Annotated in this window: 15 protein-coding genes; 6 read left to right on the top strand and 9 right to left on the bottom strand. The window is 70.6% G+C overall.

Translation table 11 applies throughout. The annotated features are described in order from the left end of the window. Positions 1-322 precede the first annotated feature (322 nt). Positions 323-964, bottom strand: coding sequence for a DNA-3-methyladenine glycosylase (locus tag OG389_RS08810; protein ID WP_328297900.1), 642 nt, complete (start codon positions 962-964; stop codon positions 323-325). 133 nt (positions 965-1,097) lie between these two features. Here OG389_RS08810 and OG389_RS08815 point away from each other — a divergent pair, with 133 nt between their 5' ends. From OG389_RS08815 to OG389_RS08825, 3 genes are all read left to right on the top strand, one after another. Then, entirely contained in the window at positions 1,098-1,880 is a 783-nt protein-coding gene (locus OG389_RS08815) for a sporulation protein (RefSeq protein ID WP_328297901.1), read from the top strand. Between the two features lie 85 nt (positions 1,881-1,965). Beyond that, positions 1,966-2,499 carry a YbhB/YbcL family Raf kinase inhibitor-like protein gene (locus OG389_RS08820; RefSeq protein WP_328297902.1) on the top strand — a complete coding sequence of 178 codons (534 nt, stop codon included), beginning with the start codon at positions 1,966-1,968 and terminating at the stop codon, positions 2,497-2,499. Positions 2,500-2,660: 161 nt separating this feature from the next. Next, positions 2,661-3,164, top strand: coding sequence for an HNH endonuclease (locus tag OG389_RS08825; RefSeq protein ID WP_328297903.1), 504 nt, complete (start codon positions 2,661-2,663; stop codon positions 3,162-3,164). Positions 3,165-3,243: 79 nt separating this feature from the next. On the opposite strand, the gene OG389_RS08830 is transcribed toward OG389_RS08825, so the two are convergent. The 4 genes from OG389_RS08830 to OG389_RS08845 form a co-directional block, all read right to left on the bottom strand. Next, a complete protein-coding gene (locus OG389_RS08830) occupies positions 3,244-4,014 on the bottom strand; it encodes a sulfite exporter TauE/SafE family protein (RefSeq protein ID WP_328297904.1) in 771 nt (256 codons plus the stop codon). Positions 4,015-4,112: 98 nt separating this feature from the next. Further along, positions 4,113-5,093, bottom strand: coding sequence for an SPFH domain-containing protein (locus OG389_RS08835; protein ID WP_328297905.1), 981 nt, complete (start codon positions 5,091-5,093; stop codon positions 4,113-4,115). A gap of 114 nt (positions 5,094-5,207) precedes the next feature. Then, complete coding sequence (locus OG389_RS08840; protein ID WP_328297906.1) at positions 5,208-5,639, bottom strand: NfeD family protein; 432 nt, start codon at positions 5,637-5,639, stop codon at positions 5,208-5,210. Positions 5,640-5,704: 65 nt separating this feature from the next. Continuing rightward, positions 5,705-6,499: an ABC transporter ATP-binding protein gene (locus tag OG389_RS08845; protein WP_328297907.1), complete on the bottom strand. Its 795-nt coding sequence runs from the start codon at positions 6,497-6,499 to the stop codon at positions 5,705-5,707. Positions 6,500-6,643: 144 nt separating this feature from the next. On the opposite strand from OG389_RS08845, the gene OG389_RS08850 reads away from it, so the two are divergent. Beyond that, entirely contained in the window at positions 6,644-7,429 is a 786-nt protein-coding gene (locus OG389_RS08850; protein WP_328297908.1) for a hypothetical protein, read from the top strand. A gap of 255 nt (positions 7,430-7,684) precedes the next feature. Here OG389_RS08850 and OG389_RS08855 read toward each other — a convergent pair whose 3' ends face one another. The 3 genes from OG389_RS08855 to OG389_RS08865 all read right to left on the bottom strand — a co-directional run bounded on the left by OG389_RS08855 (position 7,685) and on the right by OG389_RS08865 (position 9,837). Beyond that, on the bottom strand, positions 7,685-7,930 hold the full coding sequence (locus OG389_RS08855; RefSeq protein ID WP_328303624.1) for a chaplin: 246 nt from the start codon (positions 7,928-7,930) through the stop codon (positions 7,685-7,687). A gap of 112 nt (positions 7,931-8,042) precedes the next feature. Next, positions 8,043-8,702 (bottom strand): response regulator transcription factor, encoded by a 660-nt coding sequence (locus OG389_RS08860; protein ID WP_328297909.1) that lies wholly within the window; start codon positions 8,700-8,702, stop codon positions 8,043-8,045. Further along, a complete protein-coding gene (locus tag OG389_RS08865) occupies positions 8,695-9,837 on the bottom strand; it encodes a GAF domain-containing sensor histidine kinase (protein WP_328297910.1) in 1,143 nt (380 codons plus the stop codon). Before OG389_RS08865 ends, OG389_RS08860 begins: the two co-directional genes overlap by 8 nt. A gap of 867 nt (positions 9,838-10,704) precedes the next feature. On the opposite strand from OG389_RS08865, the gene OG389_RS08870 reads away from it, so the two are divergent. After that, positions 10,705-11,379: a transglycosylase SLT domain-containing protein gene (locus tag OG389_RS08870; RefSeq protein ID WP_328297911.1), complete on the top strand. Its 675-nt coding sequence runs from the start codon at positions 10,705-10,707 to the stop codon at positions 11,377-11,379. Positions 11,380-11,517: 138 nt separating this feature from the next. On the opposite strand, the gene OG389_RS08875 is transcribed toward OG389_RS08870, so the two are convergent. Then, positions 11,518-14,019, bottom strand: coding sequence for an ABC transporter ATP-binding protein/permease (locus OG389_RS08875; protein WP_328297912.1), 2,502 nt, complete (start codon positions 14,017-14,019; stop codon positions 11,518-11,520). Positions 14,020-14,371: 352 nt separating this feature from the next. Here OG389_RS08875 and serB point away from each other — a divergent pair, with 352 nt between their 5' ends. Continuing rightward, complete coding sequence (serB, locus tag OG389_RS08880) at positions 14,372-15,577, top strand: phosphoserine phosphatase SerB (RefSeq protein WP_328297913.1); 1,206 nt, start codon at positions 14,372-14,374, stop codon at positions 15,575-15,577. The last annotated feature ends 13 nt before the right edge of the window (positions 15,578-15,590 follow it).

The raw sequence follows: 15,590 nt of genomic DNA on the forward strand, positions 1-15,590 counted from the left end.
GATCGCTTCCTTTGTACTCACCCTCTCGGGCTTTCCTCCGGGCGCTTCCTTCGTTTCCAACTGTACCAGATCATTTCCGCGCCGTTTCCGGCTTGGATTTGAATTCGGTGACCGTTGGGGGCCTTTGCCTTTCGGCGCTCCACCACATTAGCGCTTATCCCTTGCGGCTCATAATCGGCCGGTCGGAATCGAATTCGGGCATGCCGAATAGGACCCCGCCAGGGGTAAGTCGTAGGTAGTGGGTTGGCCGCTCTGGGGGTCTGCCGACAGCAGTGCCCCGTTCAAGCGGCTCGGGCTACGTTAGGCGTCCCTCGAGGCCGAGTCAAGTTGAGCGCCGGCGTGGCGCATGGGCGCGGTACGGGCTCACCGTCGGGTCGTGCGTGATCCAGTAGCGGTACGGGTGGCCCGCGCCGGCGCCGCCCACTCCCGTGCGGGGGCCGTTGCTCAGCAGGTCGGGCGGTGCGGGGGTGCCGGCCAGCAGGGACAAGGGGGCAGTCGGTCCCACGCAGAGGTCCGTGCCGTCGAGCGAGCGGTCCACGTCCAGGGCGGTGGCCAGGCGGGCCGGGCCTTTGGCCAGTTCCCGGTCGGTTCTGGCTGAAAGTCGGCGTTTGCGCGCCAGCTCGGCACCCACGGTGATCTCCCCGGCCCGCAGCAGGACACCGCTCGCCCTGCCGGGCGGGCCGCACACCAGGTTGAGGCTGAACCACATGCCGTAGATGAAGTAGACGTACGCGTGTCCGGGTGGACCGAACATCGACGCGTTGCGCGCCGTCCGGCCGCGGTAGGCGTGGGAGCCCGGGTCCGCCTCTCCCTCGTACGCCTCCACCTCCGTGATGCGCAGCTCCAAGGGCCCGTCCGGGGTACGACGGACCAGGGTGCGGCCGAGAAGGTCCGGGGCCACCGTGAGGACCGGGCGGTCGAAGAAAGACCTGGGCAGGGGCGTACGGTCGGGGCGCGCGCTCATCCGGTCGAGCGTAGTGGACTGCGCCCCGCTGGAACCGGGGCCTAAGGTTCCGCGTTTGTAGGGGTAGTCCTGCGCGTAGTCGCACACGTCTTTCAAGCACGTCTTCAAGCACGTCTTCAAGGGGAGTCAGAGCATGGGGTTCAGGAAGCTGTTCGCGAGCCTGGGTGCCGGTGGCGCTTCGGTCGACACGGTGATCACCGAGCCGAACGTCGTACCGGGCGGGATCGTCCAGGGCGAGGTGCGGATCCAGGGCGGGTCCGTGGAGCAGCAGATCGAGGGGCTGTCCGTCGGGCTCCAGGCACGGGTCGAGGTGGAGGGCGGCGACCAGGAGTACAAGCAGGACGTCGTCTTCACCAAGCAGCGCCTCGGTGGTGCCTTCCAGGTGCAGCCCGGCGCCCTGCACGTGGTCCCGTTCGGGCTGGAGATCCCGTGGGAGACGCCGATCACCCACTTCGGCGGTCGTCACCTGCACGGCATGAACATCGGGGTCAGCACGGAGCTGGAGATCGCGCGGGCGGTGGACGCCGGCGACCTCGACCCGATCAACGTGCACCCGGTGCCGGCGCAGCAGGCGATCCTCGACGCCTTCACGCAGTTGGGCTTCTCCTTCCGCAGCGCGGACATGGAGCGCGGGCACATCCGAGGGACGCGCCAGACGCTGCCCTTCTACCAGGAGATCGAGTTCCTGCCGCCGTCGCAGTACCGGGGGCTGAACCAGGTCGAGCTGACCTTCGTCTCCGACGGGCGCGAGATGGACGTCGTCCTGGAGATGGACAAGAAGCCGGGCCTGTTCAGCGAGGGCAGTGACACCTACCGCTGCTTCCAGGTGGGTCTGCAGTCGTACCAGGGGACCGACTGGGCGGCTTACCTGAACCAGTGGATCTCGTCGGTGGGTTCGCAGCGCAACTGGTTCTGAGCGGTTCTAGGCTCTGGCCCGTACCGGTACGGGTACGGGTACGGGTACGGGTACGTGACGACGCCATCCAGCAGGAGGTTCAGCAGTGGCCGAGCAGAGCAGGGCGCCGCTCCCCCACGAGTTCCATCCCCCGGTGCACGAGTTCACGGTGCGCAGTGCGGACCTGGAGCCCGGGGCCGATCTGGGCGACGCCCAGGTGCTGTCGGGCGGGAACGTCTCGCCGCACCTGCGGTGGGAGGGGTTCCCTGAGGGGACCAGGAGCTTCGCCGTGACGTGCTTCGATCCGGACGCCCCGACGGGCAGCGGGTTCTGGCACTGGGTGCTCTTCGACCTGCCGCTCTCGGTCACCGAACTGCCGGCGGGGGCGGGCACCGGGAAGTTCGACGGGCTGCCCGCCGGGGCCGTGCACGTACGGAACGACTACGGCACCAGGGACTTCGGCGGGGCGGCTCCGCCGGCCGGGGAGCGGCACCGGTACGTGTTCACCGTGTACGCGGTGGACACGGAGGTGCTCGGTCCCGGTGCGGACGTCTCGCCGGCCGTCGTCGGGTTCAATCTGCGGTTCCACTCGCTGGGGCGGGCGCAGCTGGTCGGTGAGTACGAGGCTCCCGCGAGCTGATCATTCCGCTTGTCGTTCTCCGAGCGTTTGCCCGGTCCTGGTCTAAAGACGGCCAGGACCGGGCATTTTTATTGCGTTGTCCCGCGTGGCACGCGCGGCCAGAGTGGTTGCGGGCCCTGCCGCCAGTGTGGTCGCGGGCCTGCACACGGGAGGTGGGCGAGATGCGGGACACGCTGGTGCTGAACGCGAGCTTCGAGCCGCTGTCGACGGTGACGCTGAACCGGGCGGTGGTCCTGGTGCTCCAGGACAAGGCCGTGGTCGAACAGTCGCATCCCGAGTTCCGTGTGCGCGCGGCCACGATGGATCTTCCGATGCCGCGGGTGATCAGGCTGTGCAGGTACGTACGGGTGCCCTTCCGAAGACATGCTCCCTGGTCGCGGAGGGGGGTGCTGATCCGGGACCAACACCGGTGCGCGTACTGCGGGAAGCGCGCGACCACCGTGGACCACGTGCTTCCGCGGGCCCAGGGTGGCGGGGACACCTGGCTGAACACGGTGGCCTCCTGCTCCGAGGACAACCACCGCAAGGCGGCGCGGACTCCGGAGGAGGCGGGGATGCCGCTCCTGCGCAAGCCCTTCGTTCCCTCGCCGGCGGATGCCATGCTGCTCGCCCTCGGGGTGGGCGGGCGGGACGTGCTGCCGCAGTGGCTGGAGCGTTCCGCGTAGGGCCGCGGGTGAGCACGTAGGGCAGGTCCGTTCTGCCGAGTAGACGGCTGCGCTGGGCGACGTATGTTTTATACGTCGCTCAGCGGAGCAGAAGCTGGACGATCGCGAGGATTCCAACCGTCACGATGACCGCGCGCAGGACCGTGGGCGGCAGGCGACGGCCCACCTTGGCGCCGAGCTGGCCGCCGATGGTGGAGCCGACGGCGATGAGCAGGACGGCCGTCCAGTCGAACTCGGCGACGAAGAGGAAGAAGACGGCCGCGATGCCGTTCACCAGCGCGGCGACGACGTTCTTCACCGCGTTGATCCGCTGGAGGTCCTCGCGGAGCAGCAGTCCCATCAGGCCGAGGTAGAGCACTCCCTGCGCGGCACCGAAGTAGCCCCCGTACGCGCTGGAGAGCAGCATTCCGGAGAGCAGGGCCGGTCCGCCGTCGGGGTGGCCGCTGTCGCCTCCCGCCGCTTCCTGGCGCTTGCGCAGGGCTGCGGCGAGCCGGGGCTGGAAGACGACGAGGACGAGGGCCAGGCCGATCAGGACGGGCACGATCGTGTCGAAGGAGTCCGACGGCAGGGTGAGGAGAAGGATCGCTCCGGCGAGTCCGCCGACCAGGGAGACCGCTCCGAGCCTGATGATGCGGGCGCGCTGGCCCCGGAGCTCCTTGCGGTAGCCGAGGGCTCCGCTGAGGGAACCGGGCACGAGACCCAGGGTGTTGGAAACGTTGGCGGTGACCGGCGGCAGGCCGGTGGCCAGCAGCACCGGGAAGGTGATCAGGGTCCCGGAGCCCACGATGGTGTTGATGGTGCCGGCGCCGATGCCGGCGGCGAAGACCGCGACGGATTCCCAGAGTGACATCGAGAAGGCAGACAAGGCCGTCCCCTTTGCGTGAGTGAGTCGCCTCCCCGCCATGAAGGTCGAGGGGCCTCACTGATCATGCAGCAGGGACGGGCCGTTCAGTCGATGGGGGGCTGCTCGCGGCGTTCCGCGGCGGCCTTGTCGGCCGCGCTTCCGCCGCCGTCCTTACCGAGGTTGCCCGGGTTGAAGCCCGAAGCGGCGCCCATCGGGCCGAAGTTGCCCATGGCTCCGGAGAGGCCCTTGAGGGCGTCGCCGATCTCGCTGGGGACGATCCAGAGCTTGTTGGCGTCGCCTTCGGCGAGCTTCGGGAGCATCTGGAGGTACTGGTAGGCGAGCAGCTTCTGGTCGGCGTCGCCGGCGTGGATGGACTCGAAGACCGTACGGATGGCCTGGGCTTCACCTTCGGCGCGCAGGGCGGCGGCCTTGGCGTCACCTTCGGCGCGCAGGATGGAGGACTGCTTCTCGCCCTCGGCGCGCAGGATCTCGGACTGGCGGACACCTTCGGCCTGCAGGATCGCGGCGCGCTTGTCCCGGTCGGCGCGCATCTGCTTCTCCATCGAGTCCTGGATGGAGGTCGGCGGCTCGATCGCCTTGAGCTCGACGCGGTTGACGCGGATGCCCCACTTGCCGGTGGCCTCGTCGAGGACGCCGCGCAGGGCCGCGTTGATCTCCTCGCGGGAGGTCAGGGTCCGCTCCAGGTCCATGCCGCCGATGATGTTGCGCAGGGTGGTGACGGTGAGCTGCTCGATGGCCTGGATGTAGCTGGCCACCTCGTACGTCGCGGCGCGGGCGTCGGTCACCTGGTAGTAGATGACGGTGTCGATGTTGACGACCAGGTTGTCCTGCGTGATGACGGGCTGGGGCGGGAAGGGGACGACCTGCTCGCGGAGGTCGATCCGGTTGCGGATCGAGTCGATGAACGGGACGACGATGTTCAGGCCCGCGTTGAGGGTGCGGGTGTAGCGGCCGAACCGTTCGACGATGGCGGCGCTGGCCTGCGGGATCACCTGGATCGTCTTGACCAGTGCGATGAAGACCAGAACCACCAGAATGATCAGAACGATGATGATCGGTTGCATGCGGTTCCCCGTGCCCTTCCGGCTGTCTGTGCTGCCCCGTTCAGCGGAGTCTCGCAGACCCCGGGGCCGCGCGTCGGCTGCTTGCTCACATGCTGGTCGCCCCGTACCCGTCGCTCACATGACGACCGCGGTCGCCCCGTCGATCTCCACGACGTCGACCGACTGTCCCGGCTCGAAGCTGCTTTCCGCGTCCAGGGACCGGGCCGACCAGATCTCGCCCGCGAGCTTGATCCGGCCGCCGCCCCCGGCATCGACCCGTTCCAGGACCACGGCGCTGCGGCCCTTCAACGCGTCGATCCCGCTGCGGTGTTGGGGCCTCTGATCGCGGTGGCGGTTGGCGATCGGCCGGACGACCGCGATGAGTGCGACCGACACGATCACGAAGACCAGGACCTGTGCGACCACTCCCCCGCCGAGGGCAGCCGTGACGGCGGCCGCCACGGCGCCGACGGCGAACATGCCGAACTCGGGCATCGCGGTCAGGACGAGGGGAATGCCCAGTCCGACCGCACCGATGAGCCACCACACCCACGCGTCGATGTCCACATGGTCATGGTAGGTCGGGTGGGTGCGGTCGGGACAGGGTGCGGGAGCCCCGGCTGGTGGGGTGGCTAGCGCAGGGGCAGGCCCTGGGCGGTCCAGCGGTCGTTCCCGTTGCGCTCGACGACCAGCGGCAGCCCGAAGCAGAGCGAGAGGTTGCGGGAGGTCAGCTCGAGGTCGATGGGACCGGCGGTGATCACCTTGCCCTGGCGGATCATCAGCACGTGGGTGAAACCGGGGGCGATCTCCTCGACGTGGTGCGTGACCATGATCATCGACGGGGCGAGCGGGTCGCGGGCGAGCCGGCCGAGGCGTCGTACCAGGTCTTCGCGGCCGCCGAGGTCCAGACCGGCGGCGGGCTCGTCGAGGAGCAGCAGCTCGGGGTCGGTCATCAGCGCGCGGGCGATCAGGGTCCGCTTGCGCTCGCCCTCGGAGAGGGTGCCGAACTTCCGGTCGAGGTAGTCCGTCATGCCGAGGCGGTCGAGGAAGGCGCGGGCCCGCTGCTCGTCGACGTCCTCGTACTCCTCCTGCCAGGTCGCCGTCATGCCGTACGCGGCGGTGAGGACGGTCTGCAGGACCGTCTGGCGCTTCGGGAGCTTGTCCGCCATCGCGATGCCGGCGACACCGATGCGGGGGCGCAGGTCGAAGACGTCCACCTTGCCGAGGGTGCTGCCGAGGATGGTGGCGGAACCCTTGGTGGGGAAGAGGTAGCTGGAGGCGAGGTTCAGCAGCGTGGTCTTGCCGGCGCCGTTGGGGCCGAGGATCACCCAGCGCTCCCCCTCCTTGACCGACCAGGAGACCTGGTCCACCAGAGCCCGGCCCTCGCGGACCACGGATACGTCCACCAGCTCCAGAACATCGCTCATGAGCGTGTTGTCTCCCCTTGCAGTCTCGGTTCGTCTGTGCGCGCCTCCCTGCCGTTCGGCGCAGCCCCAGGGGAAAACCTACGCCACTCGGGGAGACCTCCGGGCGCGGGCCCGGGTCGGAGGGCCGATCCGTAAAGTAGGGGGATGCTTTTCGAACCACGTTCAGGGCGGCTGGCCGCCTGGGGGAACGCTCTGCTGGCCGGTCTCGTCTCGCCCGACGAGGCCGTGTTGTCGATCGTGGGCGAGGACGCCGTGCACCGGGTGGAGGGGATGCCCGGTGAATCCGGACCGGTCGGGCTCACGCTCGCGCTGGGCCGGCTGCGGGCGCTGGGGGTGACCGGACTGCGAGTGGCCCTGCCCGCGCCGGGGCATCCGCTGGGGCTGAGCGGTCCGGCGGAGTTCAACGCGCGGGCGCTGGACGCCGAGGAGGCGGTCGTCGCGGTGGGCGCGGCGGTCGGGCTGGTGCCGGAGGTCCAGGAGGCCGGGCCCGCCGGGGACGTGCACGTGGCGGTGACCTGGCACTGCCTGCCGGTACGGGAGGCACCGCCGGCGGACGTGCCGTCGCTCGGCGAGGCGGAACGGGAACTGGCGGAGGCGCTGCGCGAGGCCGCGGTGGTGCTGACCCGGCTGGACGTGGCGGGGTCCGGGCCGGTGGCGGACGCGGCGCTGTCCGCGTACCGGGCGCGGACGGAGGCCGGCCGGGACGCGCTGGCGCCGGGGTATCCGGCGCGGGCGGTACGGGTGCTCTCGCTGGCGCAGCGGGTGGACCTGATGGTGTCGCTGGCGTACGAGCGGGGACACGGGGCGGCGGTGGCGGCGTCGGAGATGGCGGCTCGTGCGGAGGCCCTGCGACCGGTGGAGCGGGTGGCCCGGCGGGCGTTGGTCGCGGCGTACAACTCGGCCGTCGAGGAGCGGGAGCGGGGGCTCTAACCCCCCGGGGGGGCGGGAACCGGGCGTGGCAGCGTGGCGCGGGCGGCCCCGGCCGTGCCGGCGTTCCGGGGGCGGCGCGGAGCCCGCGCCCGGCCCCGCGCCTCAACCGCCGGCGGGGCCGGATCTGGCGGAACTCAATCGGCCCCGCTTCCCAGGGAGAGGGGGGAAGCGGGGCCGAGGTGTGTGGCCGTCACGCGGGGTCGCCCACGCGTCAGGGAGCGGAGCGGAGCGGGCCTCGCGTCAGCAGCTGGTGCGTCAGTTGTTCACGCCCGTGTTGCCGAAGGCGCCGTTCAGCAGGCCGATCACGTTGACCGTGTTGCCGACGGCGTTCACCGGGACGTGGACGGGGAGCTGGAGCTGGTTCCCCGCGGCCACGCCGGGCGAGTTCAGGGCCTCGCCCTCCGCCGACGCACCGCCGTGCGCCGACGAGACACCCGCGCCGGCGGCGAGGAGGCCGCCCGCGATCATGGTGACGGCGGTGGCCTTCTTGAAGTTCTTCACGTTCTCGTCCTCCAGTACGTCTGCCGCGACCAGCCGCCGCGGCACGTCATGAAGAACGGTCATCCGACGAACGGGATACGCCATGTGGGCGACATACACCCGACCGTATGAATCACCCCGCGACACCGTGTCTGACCGCCCACAGCGCCGCCTGGGTGCGGTCCGCCAGGTCCAGCTTCATCAGGATGTTCGAGACGTGCGTCTTGACCGTCTTCTCCGACAGGACCAGCACCCGGGCGATCTCCCGGTTCGAACGGCCGTCCGCTATGTGGTGCAGTACCTCGCGTTCGCGGTCCGTGAGGTTGCCGCCGCGGCCCGGTGACGGACCCGCGCCCTCCCCGGAGAGCAGCGCTCCGGCCACCTCCGGCTGGAGGAGGACGTGGCCGGCGTGGACCGAGCGGATGGCGGTGGCGAGTGCGTCGGGGTCTATGTCCTTGTACACGTAGCCCGCGGCGCCCGCGCGCAGGGCGGGGATCACGGTCCGCTGCTCGGTGAAGCTCGTGACGATCAACACGCGCGCCGGGTTGTCCAGCCCGCGCAGTCTGCGCAGGGCCTCGATTCCGTCAGTGCCCGGCATCTTGATGTCCATGAGGATCACGTCGGGGCGCAGTTCCCCGGCGCGGTCGATGCCCTCGTCGCCGTCGGCGGCCTCGCCGACCACCTCGATGTCGTCCTGGACCTCCAGGAAGGTGCGCAGGCCCCGCCGCACGACCTGGTGGTCGTCCACGAGCAGGACCCTGATGCGGCCGCTACGGCCCGGGGTGTCAGCCACCGGGTACCTCCAGTTCGATCGTGGTGCCCGTACCGGGCTCGGACCGCACGGTGAGACGCCCGCCCACGCCGGCCGCCCGGTCCCGCATGGAGACCAGGCCGAGGTGCCGGCCGGCCCTGCGGACGGTGGGCGGGGAGAAGCCGGCTCCGTCGTCGGTCACCCGGAGCACCGCTCCCCCGGCCTCCCGCCGGGTCAGGGTGACCTCGATCCGCTCGCCTTCCGAGTGGCGCAGTGCGTTGTGCAGGGCCTCCTGCGCGACGCGCAGTACGGCCTCCTCCTGGGCCGCGGGCAGGGCCCGTACGCCGTCACCGGTGAAGGTGACGTGTGCGGTGTGGGCCCGGTCCAGGACGCGGACCTGGCCCCGGAGGGTGGCGATCAGGCCGTCCTCGTCCAGGGCGGTGGGGCGGAGCTCGGTGACGGCCGCGCGCAGTTCGTCGGCGGCCTCGGCGGCGAGGACGGCGACCTGCTGGAGCTCGTCCTTGGCGCGGGCCGGGTCGCGGTCCACGAGGGCGGCGGCGGCCTGGGCGGTCAGGCGCAGCGAGAAGAGCTTCTGGCTGACGGCGTCGTGCAGCTCGTGGGCGAGGCGGGAGCGCTCCTCGGCGATGGTCAGCTCGCGGCTGCGCTCGTAGAGGCGGGCGTTGGTGAGGGCGATCGCCGCGTGCTGGGCGAGGAGGGAGAGGAGGTCCTCGTCCTCGTCGGTGAACCCGCCGGGGCCGCGCTTGTTCGCGAGGAAGAGGGCTCCGAGCGTCTCCTCCCCGTCCCGGATGGGCAGTCCGAGGAAGTCGGACATGTCGGGGTGGGCGGCGGGCCAGCCCTCGAAACGGGGGTCCTTGCGTACGTCGGCCAGCCGCTCGGGGGCGTCCTGGTGGAGCATCGCCGCGAGGATGCCGTGCTGGCGGGGCAGCGGGCCGATCGCCCGCCACCGCTCCTCGCTGATGCCGTCCACGACGAACTGGGCGAAGCCGCCGTGGTCGTCCGGGACGCCCAGGGCGGCGTACTCGGCGTCGAGCAGCTCGCGGGCCGAGGCGACGATCGTGCGCAGGACATCGCGGACTTCCAGCCGGCGGCTCATGGCGAGCAGTGCGGTGCTCACGGCGGCCAGGCCGCTGCGGGGTCCTCGGGGGCCGGAATGCATGGCCTCACGGTACTCGGGGCGCCTCCGGCGGGGATCGGACCTGGGGCGTAGGCCCGGTCCTAGGGCCAAGGGACCTGGCGGAGGGGTGGGGCGGCTGCGGAGGGCCCGGCCGGGGGGCTCGCCGGGCGCCGGGCCCGGCCCGGGTGACCGGCCTCGACGGGGTCGGGAGGTGGTGAGTAAGGGATGGGGGGCGGGGTACGGGAGAAGGGGCTATATATAACGGACATTCCGCCAGGGCTTACGGCCCGGGCTCCGACCGCGGAGGGTGGGGCGGGGCCGGGGGGGAGCTGCCGGGCGGGAGGCACCTCGTACTGGAGGAGCCGCCACGACCGGACCGGCCCGGCCCCCGGCCGTCGACCGACACTCGCGCCCACCAGCGCCGGTCCGCCCCTGGTGTCAGGCGCCGGAGCGTGGGGGCGGGTGATGGAAGGGCCGCCGCAGGGCGCGGTCGCCGGGCGGGAGGCCGTACGCCTCGGGTGGGCCGGATCCGTAGCGAGACTGTGCCTTTGGCACGAGTTCGGGGATCTTCAGCTGCTACTCAAGGATGAGATCGCTCACGGAATGAATTGCTGCCGCAACCCTCGGTGAGATTGTTACGTGCTCGATGTGAGCCCGCACATAGGACGCAGATCACTTACGAAGGAGCCTAGTGGACGCATAAGGAGTCCATCAGTGCTGCCCTGCCTTGCGTCGGGCCCGGAATTCCGGGGCCGACGCCATGGGGTGATCCACTAAGCAGGATCGTACGTCACACCTTTGCCACAGGATTTTGCCACCGCTAAGAATTGCTCTCGTCGCACAGCGCCCCGGATCCCGGATCCGAGGCGCTTTCCTGCGGCCCCCGCTATTCGAAGAGGTTGCTAACGCATGTCCGAGACCAGCACTCCCGGCCACAGTCGTCGTCTGACGAAGGCGCACAAGCTTTCCATCGCCGGTGTAGCCACCCTGGGCTCCGCCGCCCTCGCCTTCTCCCTCGTCCCGGCCGGTGCCGGCGAGGCCCAGGCCACCACGGTGGCCACCGCCCCCGTCGCCTGGGCCCAGGTCGTCGAAGGCGTGCAGGCGAAGGCAGTGCAGCAGCACCTCACCGTTCAGCAGGTCGTCGCCGACAAGCAGGCCAAGGCCGACGCGAAGGCCAAGGCCGACGCCGCCGCTGCCGCCGCCAAGAAGGACCGCGAGGCCAAGGCCGCCGCGAGCCGCTCCGCGACCCGCGCCCCCGTCTTCGCGAACAACCTCGACGGCTGGATCAAGGAGGCCCTCTTCATCATGAAGAAGGAGGGCATCCCGGGCACGTACGCCGGCATCCACAAGAACATCATGCGCGAGTCGAGCGGCAACCCCCGCGCGATCAACAACTGGGACATCAACGCCCAGAACGGCATTCCGTCGAAGGGCCTGCTCCAGGTCATTCCGCCGACCTTCGCCACGTACCACGTCAAGGGTACGAAGTTCGACCTGTACGACCCGGTCGCGAACATCGTCGCCGCGTGCAACTACGCCGCCGACCGCTACGGCTCGATGGACAACGTCAACAGCGCCTACTAGGCCGCTGGCGTCCCCCCACGCCCCCCATACGCCTCAGGGCGGCCCCGGTGTTCCGGTGCCGCCCTGAGGCGTTCTCGCGTGCCATGGGCGCCACGCGTGCCGTACGTGCCCGCACGTGCCGCGCGGCGGCGTCCGGCGTTACTTGCGCATGACCTCGGGCTCGTGGCGGCGCAGCAGGCGCGCGACCAGGAAGCCGCAGGCGACGCCGAGCAGAACCAGGACGATGATGTCGAAGCTCCACTGGCCGACCGTGGCGTCCCAGAGCGGGTCGGTGTTCTCCGGGTGGTCGCGGTCCCAGGGAGCCATGAGCTTGCCGAGGTGCAGGGTGGTGCCGGCGGCGGCGACGGCCCAGCGGGACGGCATCAGCCAGGCGACCTGCTCCAGGCCCGGGGAGTCGTAGACCTGGAAGAGGATGCCGGTGAAGACGACCTGGACGATCGCGAACATGACCAGCAGCGGCATCGTCTTCTCGGCGGTCTTCACCAGCGAGGAGATGACCAGGCCGAACATCATCGAGGTGAAGCCGAGCGCGGTGATCGACAGGCAGATCTCGACGGCCGGGGGCATGAACAGGCCCTCGGTGGGCATGTCGCGCGGGAAGAAGCCGATCCCGCAGATGATCACGCCCTGGATGGCCGTGATGAAGCCGAGGACGAGCACCTTCGACATCAGGTAGGCCGACCGGGACAGGCCGGTCGCGCGTTCCCGCTCGTAGATCACCCGTTCCTTGATCAACTCACGGACCGAGTTGGCGGCGCCCGAGAAGCACATGCCCACCGCGAGGATCAGCGTGATCGTGCCCGCCGCGCTGTTGAACATGGACGGCGGCTTCGGTGGTGCGAGACCGAAGGTGGCCGGGATGACCGTGGAGACCACGCCCAGGACGGCCGGGAGGATCAGCATCAGCCCGATGAAGCCCTTGTCGGACGCGATCACCGCCGTGTAGCGGCGGATCAGCGTCCAGAGCTGGGAGCCCCAGCCCTGCGGCTTGGGCGGCCGGGTCTGCTGTACGGCGGGCTGCACCGACTGCGGGGCGACCGCGTCGATGTCGGCGGCGTACAGCTGGTAGTGCTGGGAGCCCTTCCAGCGGCCGGCCCAGTCGTAGTCCCGGTAGCTCTCGAAGGCGGAGAACACGTCGGCCCAGGTGGAGTAGCCGAAGAAGTTCAGCGCCTCGTCCGGCGGGCCGAAGTAGGCCACCGAACCGCCCGGGGCCATGACCAGCAGCTTGTCGCAGATGGCGAGCTCGGCGACCGAGTGGGTCACCACCAGGACCGTGCGGCCGTCGTCGGCGAGACCGCGCAGCAGCTGCATGACGTCGCGGTCCATGCCCGGGTCGAGGCCGGAGGTCGGCTCGTCCAGGAAGATCAGCGAGGGCTTGGTCAGCAGCTCCAGGGCCACGGACACGCGCTTGCGCTGACCACCCGAGAGCGCGGTGATCTTCTTGTCCTTGTGGATGTCGAGCTTGAGCTCGCGCAGTACCTCGTCGATGCGGGCGGCGCGCTCGGACTCGGCGGTGTCTCCGGGGAAGCGGAGCTTGGCCGCGTACTTGAGGGCGGTGCGGACCCGCAGCTCCTTGTGCAGGATGTCGTCCTGCGGGACCAGGCCGATGCGCTGGCGGAGCTCCGCGAACTGCTTGTACAGGTTGCGGTTGTCGTAGAGGACGTCGCCCTCGTTGGCCGGGCGGTAGCCGGTCAGCGCCTTGAGCAGCGTCGACTTGCCGGAGCCGGAGGGGCCGATGACACCGATCAGCGACTTCTCCGGGACGCCGAAGGTGACGTCCTTGAGGATCTGCTTGCCGCCGTCGACCGTGACCGTGAGGTGGCGGGCCGAGAAGGAGACGTCGCCCGTGTCGACGAACTCCTCGAGCCGGTCGCCGACGATCCGGAACGTCGAGTGCCCGACGCCGACGATGTCGTTCGGGCCGAGCAGCGCGGTACCGGACTTCGCCAGCGGCTGGCCGTTGACGTAGGTGCCGTTGTGGCTGCCGAGGTCGCGGATCTCGAAGCGGCCGCCCGGCATCGAGCGGAACTCCGCGTGGTTGCGGGAGACCTGGAGGTCGGAGACCACCAGCTCGTTCTCCAGCGCACGGCCGATCCGCATGACGTGGCCCAGCGCGAGCTGGTGGAACGTCGTCGGGCTGCGGTGGTCGCCGTAACCCGGGGTCCCGCCGCCGCCCTGCTGCTGCGGGAACGGCTGGGCCTGCGGGGCCTGCGGGACCTGCTGGTGCGGCACCTGCCGCGGTGCCTGCTGCTCCCAGGACGGCTGGTGCTGAGGCTGGGCCTGCGGCTGCTGCGCGTACGCCTGTGCGGGCGACTGCTGCGCCACGGCCGGCTGCGGCGCCGGGGCGGCCGCGGCGACGGCATTCAGCCTCGGCCCGTCGGTGGCGTTGCCCAGGTGCACCGGCGTGCCGGGGACGAGCTCGGCCTGCTGGACCCTCGCCCCGCGCACGTACGTGCCGTTGGTGCTTCCGTGATCCTCGATTCCCCAACCCCGCCCGTTCCAGGCGATGGTGGCGTGCCGCCACGACACCCGGGCGTCATCGATCACCACGTCTCCCTGGGGATCGCGCCCCAGCGAGTACGACCTGGACGGATCGAGCGTCCAAGTTCTTCCGTTCAATTCCAGTACGAGTTCCGGCACTCCAGCCCCACTTAAGTCCCCCGAGAATCCCCCATGACGTCAGGGAGTCTAGGGATGGCGAACATCCGGGGGAACTATTTCAGGCGCACGGCCACAAGGGGAATCCGGGCCACTGCGCGGGGGCCTTCAGGGCCGGGCGAGGGGGTCGAAAGCCGCCCGGAGCACCCGATTCCGGACCTCCCGCCCGCTCCCCGCACCGGTCCCGCGGCCGGCCCGGGGCACGCCGGACCACGCCGGAGCGGCATGGTCGGCGCTCCGTGGCGGCGGCTCCGGCGCCGTACGGGGCGAAACGGTTCCGCCAGGTGGGACGGGGCTCCGTGCGCGCAGGCCGGGGGGATACGGTGAAGACACCATGAGCGCTTCGCCTTCGCAGACCTCCGACGTCCCCACCCTCCTCGTCAAGATCTTCGGCAAGGACCGCCCCGGGATCACCGCCGGGCTGTTCGACACCCTCGCGGCCTACTCCGTCGACGTCGTCGACATCGAGCAGGTCGTCACCCGGGGGCGCATCGTCCTGTGCGCCCTCGTCACCCACCCCACCGCCGGCACCGATGGCGAGCTGCGGGCCACCGTCCACAGCTGGGCGGAATCCCTCAAACTGCAGGCCGAGATCCTCTCCGGCACCGGTGACAACCGGCCGCGCGGCAGTGGCCGTTCACATGTCACCGTGCTCGGACACCCGCTCACCGCCGAGTCCACGGCCGCCATCGCCGCGCGGATCACCGCGACGGGCGGCAACATCGACCGTATCTTCCGGCTCGCGAAGTATCCGGTGACGGCGGTGGAATTCGCCGTCTCGGGCACCGCGACCGAGCCGCTGCGCACCGCCCTGGCCACCGCCGCCGCGCAGATCGGCGTCGACGTGGCCGTGGTCTCGGCCGGCCTGCACCGCAGGGCCCAGCGCCTCGTCGTCATGGACGTGGACTCCACGCTGATCCAGGACGAGGTCATCGAGCTCTTCGCCGCGCACGCCGGCTGCGAGGCCGAGGTCGCCGAGGTGACCGAGCGGGCCATGCGCGGGGAGCTGGACTTCGAGCAGTCGCTGCACGCCCGGGTCGCGCTGCTGGCCGGGCTGGACGCCTCCGTCGTGGACAAGGTCCGCTCCGAGGTGCGCCTCACCCCGGGTGCCCGGACCCTGATCCGCACCCTCAAGCGCCTCGGCTACCAGGTGGGCGTGGTCTCCGGCGGGTTCACGCAGGTGACGGACGATCTGCGGGAGCGGCTGGGGCTGGACTTCGCCTCGGCCAACACCCTGGAGATCGTGGACGGGAAGCTGACGGGGCGGGTCACCGGCGAGATCGTGGACCGGGCGGGCAAGGCCCGGCTGCTGCGCCGCTTCGCCGCGGAGGCCGGCGTACCGCTGGCCCAGACGGTGGCCATCGGCGACGGTGCCAACGATCTGGACATGCTGAACGCCGCCGGGCTGGGCGTGGCCTTCTGCGCCAAGCCGGTGGTCCGCCAGGCCGCGCACACCGCCGTGAACGTGCCGTTCCTGGACGCCGTGCTGTACCTGCTCGGCATCACGCGCGAAGAGGTCGAGGCCGCCGACCTGGCGTGACGGTGTCTCCCCC

Source organism: Streptomyces sp. NBC_00435 (assembly GCF_036014235.1).
Classification (GTDB): Bacteria; Actinomycetota; Actinomycetes; order Streptomycetales; family Streptomycetaceae; genus Streptomyces.

Excerpts from the sequence above, each read along its gene's own strand:
- OG389_RS08865 (WP_328297910.1), bottom strand. The coding sequence starts at position 9,837 with ATGCATTCCGGCCCCCGAGGACCCCGCAGCGGCCTGGCCGCCGTGAGC.
- OG389_RS08815 (WP_328297901.1), top strand. The coding sequence starts at position 1,098 with ATGGGGTTCAGGAAGCTGTTCGCGAGCCTGGGTGCCGGTGGCGCTTCG.
- OG389_RS08850 (WP_328297908.1), top strand. The coding sequence starts at position 6,644 with ATGCTTTTCGAACCACGTTCAGGGCGGCTGGCCGCCTGGGGGAACGCT.
- OG389_RS08810 (WP_328297900.1), bottom strand. The coding sequence starts at position 964 with ATGAGCGCGCGCCCCGACCGTACGCCCCTGCCCAGGTCTTTCTTCGAC.
- serB (WP_328297913.1), top strand. The coding sequence starts at position 14,372 with ATGAGCGCTTCGCCTTCGCAGACCTCCGACGTCCCCACCCTCCTCGTC.
- OG389_RS08845 (WP_328297907.1), bottom strand. The coding sequence starts at position 6,499 with ATGAGCGATGTTCTGGAGCTGGTGGACGTATCCGTGGTCCGCGAGGGC.
- OG389_RS08870 (WP_328297911.1), top strand. The coding sequence starts at position 10,705 with ATGTCCGAGACCAGCACTCCCGGCCACAGTCGTCGTCTGACGAAGGCG.
- OG389_RS08835 (WP_328297905.1), bottom strand. The coding sequence starts at position 5,093 with ATGCAACCGATCATCATCGTTCTGATCATTCTGGTGGTTCTGGTCTTC.
- OG389_RS08830 (WP_328297904.1), bottom strand. The coding sequence starts at position 4,014 with ATGTCACTCTGGGAATCCGTCGCGGTCTTCGCCGCCGGCATCGGCGCC.
- OG389_RS08825 (WP_328297903.1), top strand. The coding sequence starts at position 2,661 with ATGCGGGACACGCTGGTGCTGAACGCGAGCTTCGAGCCGCTGTCGACG.